Raw genomic sequence first — 21,831 nt, 5'->3', positions numbered from 1 at the left:
TGGAGTGCCCAGAGCCATGACTTCCGCATCGCCGACACTGCCGCAGCAGATCCTGCTCGGTGTCGCCTACTACCCCGAGTACCACGTCTCGGACCGGCTGATCGAGGACCTCGATCTGATGGTCGCGGCGGGCATCACCGCGATCCGGGTGGGCGAATCCGTCTGGTCGACCTGGGAGCCGCGCGACGGCGTCTTCGAGCTCGAGTGGATGCAGCGGGTGCTCGACGAGGCCCACGAGCGCGGCATCCGCGTGATCCTCGGCACCCCCACCTACGCGGTGCCGCCGTGGCTGCAGACCGCGCACCCCGAGATCGCCGGCGAGCGGCGCACAGGCGAGCGCATCGCCTGGGGCGCCCGCCAGGAGGTCGACTACTCGCACCCCGCGTTCCGCTTCCACGCCGAGCGCGTGATCCGCCGCATCATCGGCCGCTACGCCGCGCACCCCGCGGTCATCGGCTACCAGGTCGACAACGAGCCGGGCCTGGAGCTCCTGCACAACCACGGCGTCTTCACCGGATTCGTGCGCAGCCTCCGCGAGCAGTACGGCGACGTCGAGACGCTCAACCGCGAGTGGGGCCTCACCTACTGGTCGCACCGGATCGACGACTGGAGCGAGCTCTGGCGCCCCGACGGCAACACCTTCCCGCAGTACGACCTGGCGTGGCGCCGGTACCAGTCGGCGGTGACGACCAACTTCATCGCGTGGCAGGCCGGCCTCGTCCGCGAGTACTCCCGCGAGGACCAGTTCGTGACCACCTGCCTCCAGTACCCGCGCCGCGGCGTCGACGAGCGGGCCGTGTTCGAGGCCCTCGACATCGGAGCGGGCAACCCCTACTACGGCATGCAGGACCACCTCGAGATCGGTGTCGAGCACGAGCACCCGAACTACTGGACGACGTCCGGCGTCCCGGGCCTGCTGCGCCAGGCCGACCGGCTCTACGCCTCCCGTCAGCAGCGCTACCTCGTCACCGAGACGAACGCGCAGGCCATCGACACCGCCGACAACAACCTCCCGCCCTACCCGGGCCAGCTGCGCCAGTCGGCCCTCGCCTTCGTGGCGCGCGGCGCGGCGATGATCGAGTACTGGCACTGGCACACGCTGCCGTTCGGCGCCGAGACCTACTGGGGCGGGGTCCTCCCGCACAGCCTCGTCCCCGGCCGCGTCTACTCCGAGGTCTCGGCGATCGGACGCGACCTCGCCGCCCTCGGCGACGCGCTCGACGGCTACGTCCCGGATGCGGACGCCGCTGTGCTCTGGTCGACCTCGAGCCGGTACGCGCTGCAGTTCATGCCGCCGCTGAGCCGCGACGGCCGGCCCGACGAGGAGTCCTACGAGCGGATCGTCGACTCCTTCCACCGCGGGATCGTCGACGCCGGCGGCCAGGCGCGCATCCTGCACGTCGAGCAGGCGCGCGGCCTGGGCGCCGCCGAACTCGCCCGGCGCTTCCCCGTGATCGTGGCGGCGGCGCTGTACGTCTGCACCGACGACGACCTCGAGCTGCTGCGCGAGTACGCGGCACTGGGCGGCCACCTGGTCATCGGCCCGCGCACCGCCTACGGCGACGACGAGGCGCGCGCCCGCATCGAGCCCGCGCCGGCGCGCCTCGCCGGCCCGGCGCAGGTGGGCTACGAGGAGTTCAGCACCGTGCCGACGCCGGTCCCCGTGACCGGCTCGACCCTCCTCCCGCTCTCGGCCGACGCGCGGGCGACCCTGTGGATCGACGGACTCCTCCCGACCGGGGCGACCGTGCTCGCGAGCTACATCCATCCCCGGTTCGGCGACTTCCCCGCCGTGACGACCGCGCGGTACGACCGCGGCGACATCACCGTGGTCGGCACCGTGCCGGACCCCGAGCTCGCCCGGGAGGTCGTCCGCTTCGCGCTGACGGCGACGGAGCCGGTGGTCACCGCTCATCACCCCGCGGTGACGGTGTCCTCGGGCACCGCCTCCGGTTCGCGCTTCGTCTTCGTCTTCAACTGGGGCTGGGCCCCGCAGGCCGCGACGCTCGAGAGCGCGGCGGTCGATGCGCTCACCGGCCGGGAGCTCCCTCCCGGCACCACCGTGGAACTCGGACCCTGGGACGTCCGGGTGCTCCGCACCGATGCAGAGGAGACCGGCCGATGACCACGATGGTGGAGCGCCTCCGCTCCGACGACGACCGCCACGTGCCGGCGCCCCCGCGACCGACCAGGGCGCGCCGCGACTGGCGCGGCTGGCAGTTCACCGGCCCCTTCGCCGCCGTGTTCGTGCTCGTGTTCCTCGCTCCGCTGGCCTACGCGTTCTGGCTGAGCCTGTTCCAGAACCGGATCATCGGCGGCAACAGCTTCGTCGGCCTCGACAACTACGCCGCGGTCCTCTCGGATCCGCAGTTCTGGGACGGCTTCCTCCGGGTCGTGCTCGTGCTGCTCGTGCAGGTGCCGGTCATGCTGCTCCTCTCGCTGATCGCCGCCCTCGCGATCGACAGCGCGCGGCTCTACGCGTCGGGCCTGTTCCGGATGGTGATCTTCCTGCCCTACGCGGTGCCGGCCGTCGTCGCCGTCCTCATCTGGGGCTTCCTCTACGGGAACAACTTCGGGCTCACCGCCAACATCAACGACCTGCTCGGAGCCGAGGTCCTGCGACCGCTCTCGAGCCAGTGGATCCTCGCCTCGATCGGCAACATCGTCACCTGGGAGTACATCGGCTACAACATGCTGATCTTCTACTCGGCGCTGAAGACGATCCCCGCCGAGCTGTACGAGGCCGCCGAGATCGACGGCGCGCGCGGCTTCCAGGTCATCACCGCGATCAAGCTGCCCGCGGCCCGCGGCGCGATCGTGATCGCGACGATCTTCTCGATCATCGGCAGCTTCCAGCTCTTCAACGAGCCCAACGTGCTGAAGCCGCTCGCTGAGAACGTCATCTCGTCCTACTTCACGCCGAACATGTACGCCTACAACCTCTCGTTCGCCGGCCAGCAGTTCAACTCAGCGGCCACCGTCGCCATCGTCATGGGCGTCATCACCGCCACGATCGCCTACGTCGTGCAGCTGCGCGGCAGCCGGAAGGAAGACCAGTGAGCACCACCCTGCGCACCCTGAACCCGCGGGTCCGCCGCGCCGGATCGATCAGCCGGCCCCGCAAGTCCGTCGCGCTGACGCTGGTGATGCTGGCGTTCCTCCTCTACGCGCTCGTCCCGCTGCTGTGGCTCGTCATCAACGCGTCCAAGACGCAGGCCGACCTGTTCAGCTCGTTCGGACTCGGCTTCGGCGACAGCTTCGTGCTGGGCGAGAACGTCGTCGCGACCTTCGCCTACGACGACGGCATCTTCCTCCGCTGGCTCGGCAACACGCTGCTCTACGTGGTCGTCGGCGCGGGCGGAGCGACTCTGCTCGCCACCCTCGGCGGCTACGGTCTCGCGAAGTTCCGGTTCCCCGGCAAGAAGGCCTACTTCGCGGTCGTGCTGGGCGCGGTCGCCGTGCCGGGTACCGCGCTCGCCGTGCCGACGTTCCTGCTCTTCAGCCAGCTGGGCCTGACGAACACGCCGTGGGCGATCATCCTGCCGTCGCTGATCACGCCGTTCGGGCTGTACCTGGTCTGGGTCTACACGATCGACTCCGTGCCGACCGAGCTGCTCGAGGCCGCACGGCTGGACGGCGCGACCGAGATGCGCACGTTCTTCACCATCTCGCTGAAGCTGCTGACCCCCGGAGTCGTGACCGTCGCGCTGTTCTCGGTGGTCGCCACCTGGAACAACTACTTCCTGCCCCTGATCATGCTCAGCGACCCGACCTGGTACCCGCTCACCGTGGGTCTGAACCAGTGGAGCTCGCAGGCCAGCGGCGTCTCGGCCGAGCCGATCTACAACCTGGTCATCACCGGCTCCCTGATCACGATCGTCCCGATCGTCGTGATCTTCCTGTTCCTCCAGCGCTTCTGGCAGTCGGGCCTGAGCGCCGGAAGCGTCAAGGGCTGACCCCCCGGGTCCGCCCCGCGCACCTGCACCACCCTCCCGCACAGCACTCCCTCCCCACCACGAAGAAGTGAAAGGACCACCATGTTCGAACTCCGCCGAGGCACCCGGAGCCGCGTGCTCGCCGGGCTCGTCGTCGCCGGCATCTCCGCGATGTCCCTCGTCTCCTGCAGCTCCGACTCCGGAACCGGATCCGCCTCCTCCGGGTCGGCCGCCGACCTCGACGCCGCCCTCGAGCGCGGCGGCGAGCTCACCTACTGGACCTGGACGCCCACCGGCGCCGACCAGGCCGCCGCTTTCATGGAGGAGTACCCGAACGTCGAGGTCGAGGTCGTGAACGCCGGCACCGCGACGGACGAGTACACCAAGCTGCAGAACGCCATCAAGGCCGGCTCGGGAGCGCCCGACGTCGCCCAGATCGAGTACTACGCGATGCAGCAGTTCGCCCTGTCGGACGGACTGCTCGACCTCACCCCCTACGGGCTCGCCGACCTCGAGGAGGACTACACCGCGTCGACGTGGAGCGCCGTCAACCTCAACGGCGGCCTCTACGGCCTCCCGCAGGATTCGGGCCCCATGGTGATGCTCTACAACCAGGCGATCTTCGACCAGTACGGCCTCGCCGTGCCCACCACCTGGGACGAGTACATCGCCGAGGCGGCGAAGCTCACCGCCGCCGACCCGTCGAAGTTCATCACCAACGACGCCGGAGACCCCGGCTTCGCCGACCCCCTGATCTGGCAGGCCGGCGGACAGCCGTTCACGACCGACGGCACCGACGTCACGATCGATCTGCAGGACGAGGGCTCGAAGAAGTGGGCCGACACCTGGAACCAGCTCCTCGAGCCCGGCCTGCTCTCGCCGATCCCGACCTGGTCGGACGACTGGTTCACCGCGCTGGGCAACGGCACGATCGCGACGCTGATCACGGGAGCCTGGATGCCCGGGATCCTCGAGGGCTCGGTCCCCGACGGAGCCGGCGACTGGCGCGTCGCCCCGCTGCCGAGCTACGACGGCTCGGCCGCCACCGCTGAGAACGGCGGCAGCGCACAGTCCGTCATCGAGCAGACCGACGACCCGGCCCTCGCCGCGGCGTTCCTGCGCTGGCTGAACAACTCCGACGAGAGCATCGGCGTGTTCCTGGACGGCGGCGGGTTCCCCTCCACCACCGCCCAGCTCAACGACGACGCGTTCCTGAACGCGACCCCCGAGTACTTCGGCGGCCAGGAGATCAACAAGGTCCTCGTCGACGCCTCCGAGAACGTGGTCGAGGGCTTCGAGTACCTGCCCTTCCAGGTCTACGCGAACAGCGTGTTCGCGGACACGGTCGGCCAGGCCTACTCCAACGGCACCGACCTCAACGCGGGTCTCGAGGCCTGGCAGGAGAACCTCGCGACCTACGGCGAGTCGCAGGGCTTCACCATCACCGAGTAGCCGGACCGCTCCGCACGACGGCGTCCCCCTCCCCCGAGTTCTCGGGGAGGGGGACGTCGTCGTTCCTTGCGGACGCGCGCGGTCATCGCGGAGGAACGTCAGCGCCGGCCGACGCGAACCGCCCCGCGAGCACGCCGAACGCCGCCACCAGCTCCACCGGCCGCGCCCCTTCCACGTCCACGCCGAAGCGCCCGAAGGAGGCGGCGAGCGCCTCCCACGACCACGACCCGGCCGTGACGCGGCAGCTCCCGTCGCCGAGGTCCTCGACCTCCTCGGCGAACGGCAGCACCGCGGCGGCCGGACTGCGCAGCACCGCGCTCCCGACGCACGGCCACGCACCGTCGTCCGAGCCGCGGAACCGCGCCGAGAGGAACGCCGCCGGAGTGCCGCCCGGCACCGGTCGGCGTTCGAAGCGCCGCCGCGTCGACTCCGGATCCGAGACGCGATCGGCGCGGAACGTCCGCCAGTCCTCCCGGTCGAGGTCGAACGCGATCACGTACCAGCGCCCCTGCCGCGCCACCAGGTGGTGTGGCTCCACCCGCCGCCGTCCGCCCGAGCCCGAGCCCGAGCCGGAGTACGCGAACCGGAGCACCTCCGACGCCCGCACGGCCGCCGAGACCGCGACGAGCACCTCGGGCGCGACCGTCGGCCCCGGCACCGGCGCCGTCGTGAACCGCAGCGCGTCCAGCCGCTGCGCCAGCCGCGTCGGCAGCACCTGCCGAAGGGTCGCGAGGGCTCGCGCCGACGCCTCCTCGAGCCCGGTCCCGTTCGCCGAGGCCGAGCGCAGCGCCACGGCGAGCGCCAGCGCCTGCTCGTCGTCGAGGAGGAGGGGCGGCAGCTCGGTCCCCGCCTCCAGCCGGTAGCCGCCGTCGGGCCCCTTCGTCCCGCGGATCCGGTAGCCCATCTCCCGCAGCCGGTCGACGTCGCGCCGCACCGTCCGCGGCGTCGTGTCGAGCCGCTCCGCCAGTACTGCGCCCGGCCAGTCCCGCCGCAGCTGCAGGAGCGAGAGCAGCTGGAGCATCCGCGTACTGGGAGAGGGCATGTCCCGATGCTAGATCGAGAAGAGGACAGGATCCGTCCGCATCCCCCGGCACAGTGGGTACCGCCGGGAGGACGTCCCGGCCGATCGGAGGGAATCCCATGAGCATCACCACCACCACGCACCTCAACTTCCGCGGCGAGGCCCGCGCGGCGCTCGAGTTCTACCGCTCGGTCTTCGGGGGCCGGCTCGACGCCGTCACGAACGACCAGGCGCAGCTCACGACCGACCCGGCCGAGGCCGACCAGCTCTCGTGGGGGCAGGTCGTCTCGGAGGCGGGCTTCCGCGTGATGGCCTTCGACGTGCGCTCCGGCACCGCGTACGACCCGGGCACGAACCCGGTGTTCGTCTCGGTCCGCGGCACCGACGCCGACGAGATCACGGGCTACTGGGAGTCCCTCGCCGAGGGCGCCGAGATCGTCGCGCCGCTCGCCCCGTCCGGCTGGTCGCCGCTCTACGGCATGCTCCGCGACCGCTTCGGCGTCACCTGGGTCCTCGACGTCGAGGTCGCCTGGGCGGGCTGACCTACTCGGCTCCGCCCGTCTCGACGCGCGGGGCCGAGGCACGCGATCCGCCCCTGCTGCTCGGTCAGCGCTTCGTCGTCCGACGCGTCGGAGGGAGGAGGGCCCGCGCCGCGGCGCCGCCGCCGAGGAGGAGGATGACCGCATGTGCTCCCCGTGCCGCCGGCCCCCCGCATGACCGCCGCCCCGCGGCCCCTCCTCGTCAGGATGCGCCCGCGCTCCGTCGACGAGCAGCACCGCGCGTCGAGCCCGCTCGAACTGCTCGTCGACCTGACGTTCGTCGTCGCGATCGCCCAGATCGTGCAGCAGCTCGCCCACGCGATCGAGGAGGGGCACGCCGGCGAGACGCTCCTCCCCTTCGGCATGGTGTTCTTCGCCATCTGGTGGGCGTGGATGAACTTCACCTGGTTCGCCTCCGGCTACGACACCGACGACGTGCCGTACCGGCTGCTGACGCTCGCGCAGATGGCGGGCGTCCTCGTCCTCGCGGCCGGGGTGCCGACGGCGTTCGAGAGCGGCGACTTCACCGCGATCACGATCGGCTACGCGATCATGCGGATGGCGCTGGTCAGCCAGTGGGTCCGCGTCGCCGTGTCCTCGCCCGCGCACCGCCGCTCCGCTCTGCGCAGCGCGATCGGGTTCACCCTCGTGCAGGTCGGCTGGCTCCTGAGGCTCCTGCTGCCGGAGCAGGTGGCGATAGTGAGCTTCGTCGCGCTCGCGGCCCTGGAGCTGTGCGTCCCCCTGTACGCCGCGCGGAAGGGCGAGCCGAGCTGGCACCCGCACCACATCGCGGAGCGGTACGGCCTCTTCACGATCATCCTGCTCGGCGAGGGCGTGCTGGCGGCGGTGGCCGGGATGCAGGAGTCGCTGGCCGAGCGCGGGTTCAGCGCGCCGCTCGCGCTGGTCTCGCTGGCGGCGCTCGTGCTCGTCTTCGCGCTGTGGTGGCTGTCGTACCTCCACCCCTCGGGCGAGCTCCTCGAAGCGCGTCGCGGACTGTCGTACCGCTGGGGCTACGCGCACTACCTCGTCTTCGCGGCGCTGGCGGCGCTCGGAGCCGGGCTGGAGTCGGCCGTCGCGGCCACCGCCGGGCACCTCGAGGAGACGGAGCTCGTGCTCGGCGCCGCGGTGGCCGTCCCCGTGGCCGGATACCTGATCCTGCTCTGGGCGGTCCACCGTCCGCTCGGTGATCGCGAACCGCTCCGGGCCGCGATCGTGCTGCCCGCCGTCGCGCTGGTCGCCGCGGCACCGCTGACCGCGCCGGCGATCGGAGTGGCCGGCACCGTCGCCGTGATCGCCGTCGTCTGCGCGGGGCTCGTGGCCGCCGTCCTGGTGCGCGAGCGGGCGGGCGGCAGGCGGGCGTAGCGGGAAGCGTCCCTCCCGACCTGCGGATACGCTCGACCGCGCGGGCGTCTCTGCGGCGCGGAACGGGAGCGGCATGGCCACGGTGGACTCGGCGGAGCGGCGCGCGCGCCTGATCGGCCTGCTCGAGCGCGACGGTGCCGTGCGGCTCGACGACGCGGCGGCCGAGCTCGACGTCTCGACCATGACCGTGCGGCGCGACCTCGCCGACCTCGAGGCGGAGGGACGGCTCAGCCGGGTCCGCGGAGGAGCGGTGCCCGCGCTGCGCCCGCGCCCGTTCGCCGAGCGCCTGGCCGCCGGAGCCGCCGCGAAGCGCGAGATCGCGAGGAAGGCCGTCGCCCTCGTGCCCGCGAGCGGCGCGATCGCGGTCGACGCTTCCTCCACCGCCGGCACCCTGCTCGGCGCCGCCCCGGAGTCGCCGCAGCTGCTCGTCGCCACGAACTCGCTCGAGAACCACGCCTCGGCCCGCCGTGCCGCGCGCGCCCGCGTGGTGCTGATCGGCGGGGAGCTCGAGGAGGAGACCGACAGCTTCGTCGGCCCGCTCGCGTGCTCGAGCGCGGCCGAGCTGCACTACGACCGCTTCTTCACCTCCGCCTCGGCCGTGTCGATCGACGGGACCAGCGAGGTGACGCTGCAGGAGGCGCAGGTCAAGCGCGTCTTCGTCGCGTCGTCGAGCGAGACCGTGCTGCTCGTGGACTCGACGAAGCTTGAGCGCACGGCTCTGGCGCGGGCCCTCGCCTGGGACGCGATCAGCGTGATGGTGACGGAGCTCGACCCCGCGGACCCGCGCCTGGAGCCGTTCCGCGGGCTGGTCGAGCTGCGCTGACCGGAGCGACGCGCGGACTCCCCCCTCCCGCCTGCTGATCGAGTAGGCCGCGGAGCGGCCGTACCGAGATCCCCGTCCGCCGTACTTCTGGCGGGTGCGGGTCTCGATACGCCGCTGCGCGGCTACTCGACCAGCAGAGGGGGGCGCACCGCCGCCGATCGCGCGACCACCGGAGGGCGCCCCTCCCTTGCTGATCGAGTAGGCCGCGGAGCGGCCGTATCGAGATCCACCTCCGCCGTACTGCCGCCGTCAGCGGCGGGTCGGCGCCGCCGTCGAGTCGCGGACGATGAGCTCGGGGTTCAGCTGGATCCGGTAGATCGACCGGCGCGGGTTCTCGATCCGGTCGACCAGGAGGCGCACCGCCGCCTCGCCCACCTCGGCGCGGGGCGGGCTCACCGCGGTCAACGCGGGCGTGAACAGCCGCGCCACCTCGTCGTCGTAGGCGATGACCGAGAGGTCGCCCGGCACCGAGATGCCGCGGTTGAGCGCGAGATCGACGAACGCCATCGCCTCGGGGTCGGAGTGGACGAGCAGCGCCGTGACTCCCGTCGCCCGCGCGGTCTCGAGCGTCGCGTTCACGACCTCCGAGAACTCGGGGCTCGAGCGGTCGGGCAGCAGCTGCTCGAAGTGGTCGGCGGGGGTGAGGCCGAGGGACTGGCAGGCGCGCAGCCAGCCCGCCGTGATCTTGCGCGAGGTGGGCGAGGAGCGGGAGAGCACGAGCCCCACCTTCCGGTGCCCGAGCTCGGCGAGGTGGCGCGCGGCGAGTACGGCGCCGAGCGCGTGGTCGGTGGTGACCGTCTCGAGCTGCAGATCACCCTCGGGCTCGAGCGTGACGTCGCGCTCGACCAGCACCACCGGCACCGAGCAGTCGCTGAGCCAGCGGATGACCTCGCCCGAGTGCTCGGTGTCGGTGTTCGGCGCGACGATCAGCCCGCGCACGTCCCCCGACTTCAGGAGGCGCTCGAGGACGGGGCGCTCGTCCTGCAGCTCGTAGGAGGCTCCGCGCAGGATCACCTCGTAGCCCAGGCGCTCCCCCGCCTTCTCCATCCCGCGCAGAACGCCCGGCCAGTAGTAGGCGAGCGACGGGACCAGCACGGCGATCGAGCCGAGCGTCGCCGCGTCGCCTCGAGGCGAGCGGGGGGTCTCGGCCGAGGAGGCGAGGGCGACGGCGCCGCCGTGCACCCTGCTGAGCAGGCCCTCCCGCTCCATGTCGACGAGGTCGCGGCGGAGCGTCACGGTGGCCACTCCGAGCGCCTCCGTGAGCTGCGAGATCCGCACCGCTCCCTCCGAGGCGAGGGTCGTCAGGATGTGCGCGCGCCGCTCCGCGGCGAGAGGTCGTGGCAGCGTCTGATCGCTCATGTCCGGTCTCCGATCGATGTGTCCATTTGTAGCGGTAACCGGAGGAGCCCCGTCGCGCAGGCGGTGACGAGTGGGCTCACTCGATCGGTAATGATCATTTAACAGCACCGGGCGTCTTGCTGTGTCGCTTTTCGCTGTGTACGCTTCTGATTTGTTCGGCCCGCTGGCGGGCGAACTGACATCGATTCGAAGGAGAACGAGGTGGACCCTCAGGGCGACTGGTCGCGGGACCGCTGGGTCGGCTTCGCCGACTCCCTCCTCTCCTCCGCCATGGAGTACGCGTCCGACGGCCACGGCCGGATCCGCCTCCCGGGCGCCGAGGGCGGCTACGGCCGCGCGGTCGACGGGCTCGAGGGCTTCGCCCGCACCTTCCTCCTCGCCGGGTTCCGCATCGCGGGCGAGCGGGGCGTCGGCGTCGACCACCTGATCGACTTCTACTCCCGCGGCATCGCGACCGGCGTCGACCCCGACGCCGCCGACCGCTGGGTCCGCCTCGAGGAGCACGCGCAGGCGAAGGTCGAGGCCGCCTCGATCGCCCTCGTCCTCGACCTCACCCGTCCCTGGATCTGGGACCGCCTCGACGCCCTCACGCAGCAGCGCGTCATCGCCTACCTCGAGCCCGTCGTGGGCGACGACACCTACCCGCAGACCAACTGGGTCTGGTTCCGGATCGTCGTCCAGACCTTCCTCCGCTCGGTCGGCGGTGCGTGGTCGGCCGAGGACATCGCCGCCGACCTGGCCCGGCACGACTCCTTCGTGCGCGAGGACGGCTGGATGGCCGACGGCGTGGAGCGCGCCTTCGACCACTACGTGGGCTGGGCGCTGCACGTGTACCCCGTGCTGTGGTCGCGGATGCAGGGCGCGGCGGAGCTCGCCGCCGGGCGCCGGGCGCACGACACCGCGCAGCTCGACCGCTACCTCTCGGACGCGCTCGCCCTGACCGGCGGCGACGGCTCGCCGCTGCTGCAGGGCCGCAGCCTGATCTACCGCTTCGCCGCCGCGGCCCCGTTCTGGGTCGGCGTGCTGGCCGAGGTGCCCTTGCACTCGCCCGGCGCCCTCCGCCGCGCGGCGAGCGCCGTCGTCTCGCACTTCGCCGACCACGGAGCTCCGGACGAGCGGGGTGTGCTCACGATGGGCTGGCACCACGAGTGGCGCACGCTCGCCCAGTCGTACTCGGGCCCCGGATCGCCGTACTGGGCGGTCAAGGGGATGCTCGGCATCGCCCTGCCGGCCGACCATCCCGTATGGTCCGCCCCCGCCGAGCCGCTCCCGATCGAGCGCTCCGACGAGCTGCTGAGCATCGCCTCCCCCGGCTGGATCGTCTCGGGGACCCGCGACGACGGCATCGTCCGCGTGGTCAACCACGGCACCGACAAGGCGCTGGTCGGCACCGTCTCGGCGGACTCTCCGCTGTACGCCCGGCTGGGCTACTCGACGGCCGCGGCGCCGCTGCTCGACGAGCGCGGCTGGAGCGAGCCGCTCGAGCAGAGCGTCGCCCTCGTGGACGCGACCGGCGCCGGCACGGCCCGCACCGGCATGACCTGCACGGGGACGGCGATCGACGGCTCCGTCGGCCGCGCCGGATCGTCGTGGGACGCGCACTGGATCCGGGCGGCGGCCTCCTCGCACCGGCACGGCGAAGGCCTGTCCGGCAGCGCCCGCCTCGCCGGGCACCTGGTCGTCGACTCGCTCGTGCGCGGCCCGTGGGAGCTGCGCGTCGTGCGCGTCGAGTCGCTCGCCGACGACGTCCGACCCGAGGATCTGCGCCTGCGGATCGGCGGCTGGGCGACGGCCGGCGACGACGTGGCGACCGCGGCGGACGACTCCGGAGCCTCGGCCGCCTCGGCCGGCCGCACGAGCGCGGTCGCGCTGCTGTCGGGCGGCGCCGTCGACCCCGACGTCGTCGAGCGCGACGGTGCCTCGCCGCTCGGCCCCCGCGTCGCGGTGCCGGTGCTGAGCGTCCCCGTCGTGGTCGGCGAGCCCGTCGTCGCGCTGATCACCCTCACGGGTGCGGACGCGCCGCTCGCCGCCGCCGTCCGGGTCGCCCGCGAGGGCGACGACCTGCACGTGTCCGCGACCTGGCCCGACGGCCTGGTCACCGAGCACGTCCTCACAGACTCCGGAGGCGCCGCACGGCCGCTCCGGTACCCGCGGACCCGAGGTGGGGTCCTGCACGCCGATGCAAAGGAGCAGCACGCATGAAGAGAAGATTCGCCGTCACGGGGGTGGCCCTCGCCGCCGCCCTGTCCCTCACCGCCTGCTCGGGAGGAGGAGGCGGTGACGCCGCCGCCCCCGCCGACGGTCCCGTCACCCTGTCGCTCTCGGGCTGGAGCCTGAGCACGACGCCCGAGTTCCAGGCCCTGGCCGACGCGTTCAGCGAGAAGGACCCCGACGTCACGATCGAGGTCAAGGAGTACGACGCCACCAACTACGACACGCTGATGACCGCGGACCTCGCGGCCGGCAGCGGGCCCGACATCATCACGCAGAAGAACGTGAAGAACGTCGTCACCTACCAGTCGGGCGGCCAGCTGATGGACGTCTCGGACGTCGAGATCCCCGACTCCATCGGCGGAGCGGAGGCCTACGAGGTCGACGACAAGCAGTGGGCGACCCCCTACCGCCAGGACTCGTGGGTCCTCTTCTACAACAAGGACCTCTTCGACCAGGCCGGCGTCGCGTACCCCGACGGCTCCTGGACCTGGGACGACTACGAGTCGAACGCCGAGTCGCTGAAGACCGCGCTCTCGGCCGCCGGCAGCACCGCGAACGGCACCTACGGCCACAGCTGGCAGTCGACCGTCCAGGGCTTCGCCGCCGCGCAGACCCCCGACGTCGACATCCTCGGCGGCGACTACAGCTACCTCGAGCCGTACTACGAGCGCGTCCTCGCGCTGCAGGACGCCGGCGCGCAGGTCGACTACAACACCGTCGTCGCCAACAAGCTCACCTACCAGGCCGAGTTCGGCAAGCAGAACGCCGCGATGATGCCGATGGGCACCTGGTTCGTCGCGTCGCTGATCGCCCAGCAGAAGTCGGGCGACTCCGACACCTTCAACTGGGGCATCGCCCCGATCCCGCAGTTCGACGAGTCGACGACCGGTGAAGGCGACACCCCGGTGACGTTCGGCGACCCGACCGGCTTCGGCATCAACGCGAACATCGACGACTCCAAGGCGGCCGCCGCCAAGGAGTTCCTCGAGTTCGCCGCGAGCGAGGAGGGCGCGGAGGTCGTCGCGTCGCTCGGCATCACCCCGGCGCTCACCAGCGACGCCGTGGCCGAGGCCTACTTCGCCGTCGAGGGCGCACCCACCGACGAGCTGTCGAAGACCGCCTGGTCCGAGCACGACACCAAGCCGGAGAACCCCACCTCGGCCAAGACCGCGGCCGTGCAGAACATCCTGCTCGACCTGCACACCTCGGTCCTCTCGGGCTCCGCGAGCATCGAGGACGCCGTGAAGTCGGCGGACGACCGCGTGAAGAACGAAGTCGGCACCGACTGACTCCCCGCGGTGGCCGGCCGACCCCGGCCGGCCACCGCCTCCGCTCCACCCCGGCACAGCCTCAGCCCCAGCCCCGCCCAGACCTTGGAGGTCTCATGACGACCCTCGCCGCCGCCGACGCCGGCACGTCGACACCGCCGCCCAAACGGCGCCGCTCCGCGTACGCGGTGAGGAACACCCTCATCGGGTACACCTTCATCCTCCCGAACTTCCTCGGCTTCGCGGCGCTCACGCTCGTGCCGGTGATCACGCTCTTCTACATGTCGCTCACCGACTGGAACGTGTTCGGGCAGGCGAACTGGGTCGGGCTCGCGAACTTCCAGCGCCTGCTCGGCGACGGCAGCTTCCGCATCGCGCTGACCAACACGCTCTACTACGCCGCGTTGCACATCCCGCTGACGCTGATCGTCTCGCTCGGGCTCGCGCTGCTGCTCAACAACAAGCTCCGCGGTGTCGCGTTCTTCCGCACCGCCGCGTTCTTCCCCTACATCACGTCGATCGTCGCGATCGCGGTCGTGTGGAACCTGCTCTTCAGCCCCGAGTACGGACCGATCAACGAGATCCTCCGCGCGGTCGGCTTCTCGAGCCCGCCCGGGTGGCTGACGTCGTCGGAGTGGGCGATGCCCGCCGTCGTCATCATCAGCACCTGGCGCGACATGGGCTACTACATGATCCTGTTCCTCGCCGGCCTCCAGACGGTGCCGCGCGAGCTCCACGAGGCCGCCCGCGTCGACGGCGCGTCCGTCTGGCAGCGCTTCGTCAACGTGACGATCCCGTGCCTGCGGCCGACCACGTTCTTCGTCACCGTGATGCTGACCATCAACTCGTTCAAGATCTTCGATCTGATCCTGGTGATGACCCAGGGCGGGCCCGGCCAGGCCACCCTCGTGCTCTCGCAGTTCATCTACCAGAAGGGCTTCCAGGAGAACCAGTTCGGCTACGCGTCGGCGGTCTCGGTGGTCCTCTTCCTGCTCTGCATCGTCGTCACGCTCGTGCAGTTCTTCCTCAACAGAAGGAGTGAGTCCCGATGACCGGACTGCTGATCCCCGAGGGCGCTCCCGTCCTGCCGCGCGTCGACGAGCCGCTCGCGCCCCGCCGGAAGACCGCCGGCCGCTCCACCCTGTCGCGCGTGGGCCGCCTGCTCGGCTACGCCGTGATGATCCTCGCCGCGGCCGCCCTGCTGCTGCCGTTCTTCTGGATGATCATGAGCTCGCTCAAGACGCCGAACGACGTCTTCTCGGTGCCCGTGAAGTGGGTGCCCGACACGTGGGTCTGGAACAACTACGTCGACATCTGGGCGCAGTCCGGGATGCTCACGTGGATCCGGAACACGCTGATCCTGGCGGTCGTCGTGACCGTGCTGCAGGTGCTCACCGGCTCGTTCGCGGCCTACGGCTTCTCGCGGATGCGGTTCCCGGGTCGCGACGTGCTGTTCCTGATCTACATCGGCACCATCGCGGTGCCGTGGCAGTCGTACATGATCCCGCAGTTCATCCTGCTGTCGAACCTGAAGGTGTCGAACACCCTCTGGGCGATCATCCTCATCCAGGCGTTCGGCGCGTTCGGCGTGTTCCTGATGAAGCAGTTCTACGAGACGATCCCCGAGGAGCTCTCGGAGGCCGCGCGCCTGGACGGGCTGAGCGAGTACGGCATCTGGGCGCGGATCATGGTGCCGCTCTCGATCCCCGCGATCGCGAGCCTCACGCTGCTCACCTTCGTCGCCACCTGGAACGACTACCTCGGACCGCTGATCTACCTCCGCAACCCCGACCTCTGGACGATCCAGCTCGGACTGCAGAGCTTCGTCAGCACCCTCTACGACGCCAACTACGCGCTGCTGTTCGCGGGCCTGGTCATCTCGGTGATCCCCATCGCCGTGGTCTTCCTGCTCGGTCAGAAGTACTTCGTCGAGGGCATCGCGACCAGCGGATTGAAGGGCTGAGATGCGCCGCATCCCGCACGGCCTCTACGCCTCGCTCTTCGGAGTCGTCCACCTGATCCTCACGACCAACGTGCTGCTCGTGATCGGCTGCCTGCCGCTGGTGCTGCTGCTGATCACCACCGACCCGGCGCGGTCGTGGCCGCTGCTCGCGGCGGCCCTGCCGCTGTGCGCGCCGGCCGTCCGCGGAGCCTTCGCGGTCTTCGCCGAGCACGGCCGGGGCGGGACCCGCGTCGTCCGCACCTTCTGGGCCGCCTGGCGGCAGGGCTGGGGCCGCACCCTGGCCCTCGCGGCGGGGGCCACCGCGGTCGCCGCGATCGCCCTGGTCGACGTGCGGTTCCTCTCGACGTCGCAGATCGGAGTGGTCGTCGTGCCGCTCCTCCTGATCGTCGTGCTGCTCGTCGTCGGCACCGCCCCGGTCGTGCTGGTCGCGCTGATCGAGGCCCCCGGAGCCGCGCTGCTGCGTACCCTGCGGATCTCGCTGATCCTCGCCACCCGCCGCTGGCACCTGACCCTCGTGTCGTTGCTGGTCCTCGCGTTCCAGACGTACCTCTTCACCCTCTCGCCGGCCCTCGCCCTCGGCGTCTCGGCGGCGCCCGCCCTGTACCTCGTCTGGGCCGACGCGCGCTACACCCTCCTGCCCGCCCTCCCCGCCGACCAGCCGGTCGCCGCGTGAGCCACGACGAAGGACAGACCGTCATGACCACCACCCACCCGTCCTCCGCGAGGACGACGACGGAGCGGGCCCTGGCCGATGCGCTCGAGGTCGTGCGCCGCATGATCGAGCGGTTCGGCAGCGCCTACCCGGACGACACCACCACCGACGGCCGGTACGAGCTGCGCCCGGCGACGGCCGGATTCGCGGCGGGAGCCAACCGCGGCTGGACCACCAGCTTCTGGCCCGGCATGCAGTGGATCGCGTGGGAGCTCACCGGCGAGGAGGTGTTCCGCGGCGCGGCCGCCGGCCACCTCGAGGACTTCGCCCGGCGCCTGAACGAGGGCGAGGACCTCGACACCCACGACCTCGGCTTCCTCTACACGCTCTCGGCCGTCGCGCCGTGGCGACTGCTCGAGGACCCGCTGGGCCGCTCGACCGCCCTGGCCGCCGCCGACGTGCTGATGACGCGGTTCCTCGAGAACGCGGGCATCGTGCAGGCCTGGGGCGACCTCCGCGACCCCGCGCAGCGGGGACGGACCATCATCGACTCCCTGATGAACATGCCGCTGCTCACCTGGGCGGCCGAGCAGACGGGCGATGCGCAGAAGAGCGAGGCCGTGCGGCGCCACGTCGAGGCGCTGCGCACGCACATCCTCCGCCCGGACCACTCGACCTTCCACACCTTCTACTGGGACGCCGAGACCGGGGAGCCGCTGCACGGCGGCACCGAGCAGGGCGCCTTCGACGACTCCTGCTGGGCCCGCGGACAGGCCTGGGGGATCTACGGCTTCGCCATGAACCACCGCGTCTCGGGAGACCCGGCCGTGCTGGAGGCCTCGCGCGCGTGCGCCGACTACTTCCTCGCGCACCTCCCGGCCGACCTCGTGCCCTACTGGGACCTCGTCTACACCGACGGGAGCGACGCCCCGCGCGACAGCTCCGCGGCGGCGATCGCGGTCTGCGGGCTCTTCGAGCTCGCCTCCGTGGAGAACGACGAGGAGCGCGCCGAGCACTGGCGCCGGTCGGCGCACGAGCTGCTCGCCGCCCTGATCGAGCACTGCGCGCCCGCGACCCCCGAGTCGGCCGACACGGTCCTGCTGCACAGCGTCTACGACCTGCCGAAGGACGTGGGCGTCGACGAGGGCACCCTCTGGGGCGACTACTTCTACCTGGAGGCGCTCGTGCGCGCTTCGCGACCGGACTGGCGGCCCTACTGGTGAGACTCCTCCGCTACTCCTCGCCCGACGGCGACCGCACCGGCGTCGTCGTCGACGGCGACCGCGTGCTCGACCTGGGCGCGCTGCCCGTGAGCGGCCTGCTCGCCGACGACGCGCTCCTCGCCGATGCCCGCGAGCGCGCCGGGGCCGCGTCCGGCGACGACCTCCCGCGACTCGACTCCCTGCGCCTGCTGCCGCCGGTCGTGCCGGGCAAGATCCTCTGCATCGGCTACAACTACCGCGGCCACGTGCCCAGCGGAGGAGAGGACCGGCCGGTCCCGACGACTCCCGACGTCTTCGTGAAGACGCCCAACACGCTCTCGGCGCCCGGCGACCCCGTGACCCTGCCGGCGACCGCCACCGACGTCGACTACGAGGGCGAGATCGCCCTCGTGATCGGCCGCGCGGGCCGCGACATCCCGCTCGAGCAGGCCGCCGCGCACATCGGCGGCTACTCGCTGATGAACGACGTCTCGGAGCGCACCTGGCAGGGCCGCTCGAGCCAGTGGACCCTCGGCAAGTGCTCCGACGGCTTCGCTCCGCTGGGCCCCTGGCTCGTCACTCCCGACGACGTGCCCGACCCGCAGGACCTGCGCGTCGAGGTCGAGCGGGAGGGGCGGATCACCGTCTCGCAGAGCACCGCCGACCTCGTCTTCACGATGGCGGCGCTCGTCCACCACCTCAGCGAGGGCCTCACCCTCGAGCCCGGCGACGTGATCTCGACCGGCAGCCCGCAGAAGCTGCCCGACGCGCTCGCCGCGCACCGGCCGCTGGCCGACGGCGACTCCGTCACCGTGCGCGTCGACGGCCTCGGCTCGCTCACGACCCTCTTCCGAAAGGCAGGACGATGATCCTCGACAGCTTCCGACTCGACGGCCGCGTCGCCGTCGTCACCGGCACCAGCAAAGGCATCGGCCGCGGAGCCGCCCTGGCCCTCGCCGAGGCCGGAGCCGACATCGCCCTGATCGACCGCGGCGACGCCTCCGGTACCGCCGAGGCGATCAGGGCGCTCGGCCGCCGCGTCGTGCTGATCCGCCGCGACTTCGCCGCGGCGAGCGCCGACGAGCTGCACTCGGCGATCGACGAGGCCGTCGACGGGCTCGGGCGGATCGACGTGCTCGTCAACAACGCCGGCACCATCAAGCGCGCCCCGGCCGCCGAGCACAGCGCCGGCGACTGGGACGAGGTGCTCCGCGTGAACCTCGACTCGGTGTTCCACCTCACGCAGGCGGCCGGCCGCCGGATGATCGCGCAGGGCTCCGGCCGGATCATCAGCGTCGCGTCGATGCTGTCGTTCCAGGGCGGCATCACGGTGCCCGGGTACACCGCCTCCAAGCACGCCGTCGCCGGACTCACCAAGGCGTTCGCCAACGAGTGGGCCGCCTCCGGAGTGACCGTCAACGCGATCGCCCCCGGCTACCTCGCCACCGACAACACCGCGGCCCTGCGCGCCGACGCCGCGCGCGACGCCGCGATCCTCGCCCGCATCCCCGCCGGGCGGTGGGGACTGCCCGCCGATCTGCAGGGCGCCTTCGTCTTCCTCGCCTCCGACGCGTCGGCCTACGTCACCGGGACCGTGCTCCCCGTCGACGGCGGCTGGCTCGTGCGATGACCCCTCCCACCCGCGACACAGGAGCCTCCGACATGGACCAGCGCTACGCCACCAACCCCTCGCAGATCCCCGGGATGACCACCGAGGACCTCCGCTCGCACTTCCTCGTGCCCGAGATCTTCGTCGAGGGCGAGATCCGCCTCGTCTACACGCACCACGACCGCATCGTGCTGGGCGGAGCGACGCCCGCCGGCAAGCGGCTCGAGCTGACCGGCTACGAGGAGATCCGCAGCGAGACCTTCCTCGAGCACCGCGAGCTGGGCGTGATCAACGTCGGCGGGACCGGCACCGTGACCGCCGACGGCGAGACCTACACCCTCGTCACCGGCGCCTGCCTGTACCTGGGCCGCGGGATCGAGCGGGTCTCGTTCGAGGACGCCGACGGAGCCGCGCAGTTCTACCTGTTCTCGGCCCCCGCGCACACGGCCTACCCGACCGCGCTCGTGTCGCCGGGCGAGGGCACCGTGCGCGAGCTCGGCGAGCAGGCCACGAGCAACCGCCGCACGCTCAACCAGTACATCCACGAGAACGGCGTGCGCAGCTGCCAGATCGTCATGGGCGTCACGACGCTGCACGAGGGCTCGATGTGGAACACGATGCCCGCGCACACCCACGACCGCCGCACCGAGTGCTACCTCTACTTCGACCTTCCCGAGGAGGCCCGCGTCATCCACCTCCTCGGCGAGCGCCAGGAGACGCGCCACCTCGTGGTCGCCGACCGCCAGGCGATCATCTCGCCGAGCTGGTCGCTGCACTCCGGAGTCGGCACCGCGGCGTACTCGTTCGTCTGGGCGATGGCCGGCGAGAACCAGGCCTTCGACGACATGGATCCGGCGCCGGTCGCCGACCTGGCGTGAGCTCGTCGGGAGCGGCCGTTGCGCGCGGCGTGCTGCTGGCCATGGGCGAGACCATGGCCGTGGTCGTGCCGACGGACGGCTCGGTGGCGCAGGCGGACGGGTTCCTCGTCGACGCCGGCGGCGCGGAGTCGAACGTGCTCGCGCACGCGGCGGCCCTCGGAGTGCCGGCCCGCTGGCACAGCCGTCTCGGGGCGGATGCGCTCGGTGAGCGGGTCCGGCGCCAGCTGTCCGCGCGCGGCATCGACGTCTCCTCCGTGGTCGCCGATCCGGAGCACCCGACCGGGCTGTACGTGAAGGACCCGGGGCGGGGCGTCGTCTACTACCGCTCCGGCTCGGCGGCCTCTCGCCTGGACGAGGCGGACGCCGACGCGGCGCCGTTCGACGGGGTCGCGCTGCTGCACCTGTCGGGCATCACCGCCGCGCTCTCGGAGCCGGCCGACCGGTTCCTCCGCCGCGCCGCCCTGCGCGCCCGCGAGCTCGGGATCCCCGTGAGCGTCGACGTGAACCACCGCGCGGCCCTGTGGAGCGCCGAGGACGCGGCTCCCGCGCTCGCCGAGCTCGCCCGCCTCGCCGACGTCGTCTTCGTCGGCCGCGACGAGGCCGAGACCCTCTGGGGCACGCCGACCGCGACCGACGTCCGTGCGCTGCTCCCCGGAGTCGCGGAGCTCGTGGTCAAGGACGGCCACATCGGAGCGACCGTGTTCTCGGGCTCCGAGACGGTCTTCGAGCCGTCGCACGAGGTCGAGGTGCTCGATGCCGTCGGCGCGGGCGACGCCTTCGCCGGCGGCTACCTCGTGGCCCGGATGCTCGGCGCCGACCTCGGCGAGCGCCTGCGCAGCGGGCACGACCGCGCCGCACTCACCCTCGCCCTGTCGGGCGACTCCGTCGACGAGAGGACCGCACGATGACCACCGCGACCGCACCCGCCACCGAGTGGGCCAGGACGTTCGACACCGTCTTCGCGGGAGCACCGCTGATGGCGATCCTCCGCGGGATGGGCGTGGAGCGCTCGATCGCGCTCGCGACGACCGCGTGGGACCTCGGGATCGACTCCGTCGAGGTGCCGCTGCAGACCGCGGAGGACGAGATCGCCCTGCGCGAGGTGGCCCGACTGGGCGCGGAGCGCGGCAAGACCGTCGGCGCGGGCACGATCCTGCGCGCCGAGCAGGTCCCGGTGGCGCTCGCGGCGGGGGCCGGCTACCTGGTCTCGCCGGGGCTCGACCCGCTGATCGTGGCCGCGGCCGAGGCGGAGGGACTGCCGCTGCTCCCCGGAGTGGCCACGCCCTCGGAGGTGCAGCAGGCGGTCTCGCTCGGGCTCACCTGGGTGAAGGCGTTCCCCGCCACCTGGCTCGGCTCCGGCTGGTTCAAGCACATGCGCGGCCCGTTCCCGAATGTGCGCTTCGTCGCGACCGGCGGCCTCGACGCCCGCAACCTGCAGGAGTACCTCGACGCGGGCGTCCGCGTCGCCGCCGTCGGCTCCGCCCTCGAGGACCCGGCCCAGCTCGACCTCATGGGCGCCCTCCTCGCCCGTTCCGCCTAGCCCCTCCCCCGCGA

General features: G+C 71.9%; 20 protein-coding genes. 18 read left to right on the top strand and 2 right to left on the bottom strand.

The features are described from left to right. Positions 1-16: 16 nt before the first annotated feature. The 4 genes from ASF48_RS08100 (at position 17) to ASF48_RS08085 (ending at position 5,387) form a co-directional block, all read left to right on the top strand. The gene (locus ASF48_RS08100) at positions 17-2,125 is read left to right on the top strand and encodes a beta-galactosidase (RefSeq protein ID WP_055789533.1); all 2,109 of its coding nucleotides are present in this window, start codon (positions 17-19) and stop codon (positions 2,123-2,125) included. After that, positions 2,122-3,060 carry a carbohydrate ABC transporter permease gene (locus ASF48_RS08095; protein WP_082481135.1) on the top strand — a complete coding sequence of 313 codons (939 nt, stop codon included), beginning with the start codon at positions 2,122-2,124 and terminating at the stop codon, positions 3,058-3,060. Before ASF48_RS08100 ends, ASF48_RS08095 begins: the two co-directional genes overlap by 4 nt. Before the next feature lie 86 nt (positions 3,061-3,146). Next, complete coding sequence (locus ASF48_RS08090; RefSeq protein WP_055791367.1) at positions 3,147-3,956, top strand: carbohydrate ABC transporter permease; 810 nt, start codon at positions 3,147-3,149, stop codon at positions 3,954-3,956. An 81-nt stretch (positions 3,957-4,037) separates the two neighbouring features. Then, the gene (locus ASF48_RS08085; RefSeq protein WP_055789531.1) at positions 4,038-5,387 is read left to right on the top strand and encodes an ABC transporter substrate-binding protein; all 1,350 of its coding nucleotides are present in this window, start codon (positions 4,038-4,040) and stop codon (positions 5,385-5,387) included. Between the two features lie 82 nt (positions 5,388-5,469). Here the strand turns inward: ASF48_RS08085 and ASF48_RS08080 are convergent, their stop codons facing one another. Further along, positions 5,470-6,429: a helix-turn-helix transcriptional regulator gene (locus ASF48_RS08080; protein ID WP_055789528.1), complete on the bottom strand. Its 960-nt coding sequence runs from the start codon at positions 6,427-6,429 to the stop codon at positions 5,470-5,472. A 98-nt stretch (positions 6,430-6,527) separates the two neighbouring features. On the opposite strand from ASF48_RS08080, the gene ASF48_RS08075 reads away from it, so the two are divergent. The 3 genes from ASF48_RS08075 (at position 6,528) to ASF48_RS08065 (ending at position 9,132) form a co-directional block, all read left to right on the top strand. Further along, a complete protein-coding gene (locus tag ASF48_RS08075; protein WP_055789524.1) occupies positions 6,528-6,950 on the top strand; it encodes a VOC family protein in 423 nt (140 codons plus the stop codon). A gap of 171 nt (positions 6,951-7,121) precedes the next feature. Next, on the top strand, positions 7,122-8,309 hold the full coding sequence (locus ASF48_RS08070; RefSeq protein ID WP_200930995.1) for a low temperature requirement protein A: 1,188 nt from the start codon (positions 7,122-7,124) through the stop codon (positions 8,307-8,309). 73 nt (positions 8,310-8,382) lie between these two features. Then, positions 8,383-9,132, top strand: a complete 750-nt coding sequence (locus ASF48_RS08065) for a DeoR/GlpR family DNA-binding transcription regulator (protein WP_055789521.1) — start codon at positions 8,383-8,385, stop codon at positions 9,130-9,132. Positions 9,133-9,381: 249 nt separating this feature from the next. On the opposite strand, the gene ASF48_RS08060 is transcribed toward ASF48_RS08065, so the two are convergent. After that, positions 9,382-10,491 carry a substrate-binding domain-containing protein gene (locus ASF48_RS08060; protein WP_055789519.1) on the bottom strand — a complete coding sequence of 370 codons (1,110 nt, stop codon included), beginning with the start codon at positions 10,489-10,491 and terminating at the stop codon, positions 9,382-9,384. Positions 10,492-10,692: 201 nt separating this feature from the next. On the opposite strand from ASF48_RS08060, the gene ASF48_RS08055 reads away from it, so the two are divergent. The 11 genes from ASF48_RS08055 (at position 10,693) to ASF48_RS08005 (ending at position 21,817) form a co-directional block, all read left to right on the top strand. Continuing rightward, entirely contained in the window at positions 10,693-12,693 is a 2,001-nt protein-coding gene (locus ASF48_RS08055; RefSeq protein ID WP_055789515.1) for a DUF2264 domain-containing protein, read from the top strand. Continuing rightward, positions 12,690-13,994 carry an extracellular solute-binding protein gene (locus ASF48_RS08050; protein ID WP_055789512.1) on the top strand — a complete coding sequence of 435 codons (1,305 nt, stop codon included), beginning with the start codon at positions 12,690-12,692 and terminating at the stop codon, positions 13,992-13,994. Before ASF48_RS08055 ends, ASF48_RS08050 begins: the two co-directional genes overlap by 4 nt. Positions 13,995-14,089: 95 nt before the next feature. Next, entirely contained in the window at positions 14,090-15,025 is a 936-nt protein-coding gene (locus tag ASF48_RS08045) for a carbohydrate ABC transporter permease (protein ID WP_055789508.1), read from the top strand. After that, entirely contained in the window at positions 15,022-15,936 is a 915-nt protein-coding gene (locus ASF48_RS08040) for a carbohydrate ABC transporter permease (RefSeq protein WP_055789503.1), read from the top strand. Before ASF48_RS08045 ends, ASF48_RS08040 begins: the two co-directional genes overlap by 4 nt. Before the next feature lies 1 nt (position 15,937). Continuing rightward, on the top strand, positions 15,938-16,609 hold the full coding sequence (locus ASF48_RS08035) for a DUF624 domain-containing protein (RefSeq protein WP_055789501.1): 672 nt from the start codon (positions 15,938-15,940) through the stop codon (positions 16,607-16,609). 23 nt (positions 16,610-16,632) lie between these two features. Further along, on the top strand, positions 16,633-17,811 hold the full coding sequence (locus ASF48_RS08030) for a glycoside hydrolase family 88 protein (protein ID WP_055789498.1): 1,179 nt from the start codon (positions 16,633-16,635) through the stop codon (positions 17,809-17,811). Next, complete coding sequence (locus tag ASF48_RS08025; protein ID WP_157603106.1) at positions 17,808-18,659, top strand: fumarylacetoacetate hydrolase family protein; 852 nt, start codon at positions 17,808-17,810, stop codon at positions 18,657-18,659. The genes ASF48_RS08030 and ASF48_RS08025 overlap by 4 nt, the downstream gene beginning before the upstream one ends. Then, positions 18,656-19,420: a 2-dehydro-3-deoxy-D-gluconate 5-dehydrogenase KduD gene (gene kduD, locus ASF48_RS08020; protein ID WP_200919725.1), complete on the top strand. Its 765-nt coding sequence runs from the start codon at positions 18,656-18,658 to the stop codon at positions 19,418-19,420. The genes ASF48_RS08025 and kduD overlap by 4 nt, the downstream gene beginning before the upstream one ends. After that, positions 19,417-20,277, top strand: a complete 861-nt coding sequence (gene kduI / locus ASF48_RS08015; RefSeq protein ID WP_235577213.1) for a 5-dehydro-4-deoxy-D-glucuronate isomerase — start codon at positions 19,417-19,419, stop codon at positions 20,275-20,277. The genes kduD and kduI overlap by 4 nt, the downstream gene beginning before the upstream one ends. Next, positions 20,274-21,185 carry a sugar kinase gene (locus ASF48_RS08010; RefSeq protein ID WP_235577212.1) on the top strand — a complete coding sequence of 304 codons (912 nt, stop codon included), beginning with the start codon at positions 20,274-20,276 and terminating at the stop codon, positions 21,183-21,185. The genes kduI and ASF48_RS08010 overlap by 4 nt, the downstream gene beginning before the upstream one ends. After that, the gene (locus ASF48_RS08005) at positions 21,182-21,817 is read left to right on the top strand and encodes a bifunctional 4-hydroxy-2-oxoglutarate aldolase/2-dehydro-3-deoxy-phosphogluconate aldolase (RefSeq protein WP_055789492.1); all 636 of its coding nucleotides are present in this window, start codon (positions 21,182-21,184) and stop codon (positions 21,815-21,817) included. The genes ASF48_RS08010 and ASF48_RS08005 overlap by 4 nt, the downstream gene beginning before the upstream one ends. Positions 21,818-21,831 lie beyond the last annotated feature (14 nt).

Origin of the sequence: Rathayibacter sp. Leaf299, from assembly GCF_001423055.1 — a bacterium.
Classification (GTDB): Bacteria; Actinomycetota; Actinomycetes; order Actinomycetales; family Microbacteriaceae; genus Rathayibacter; species Rathayibacter caricis.
The sequence above is the reverse complement of the archived record's forward strand: the minus strand, read 5'-3'. Positions and strand labels throughout refer to the sequence as shown.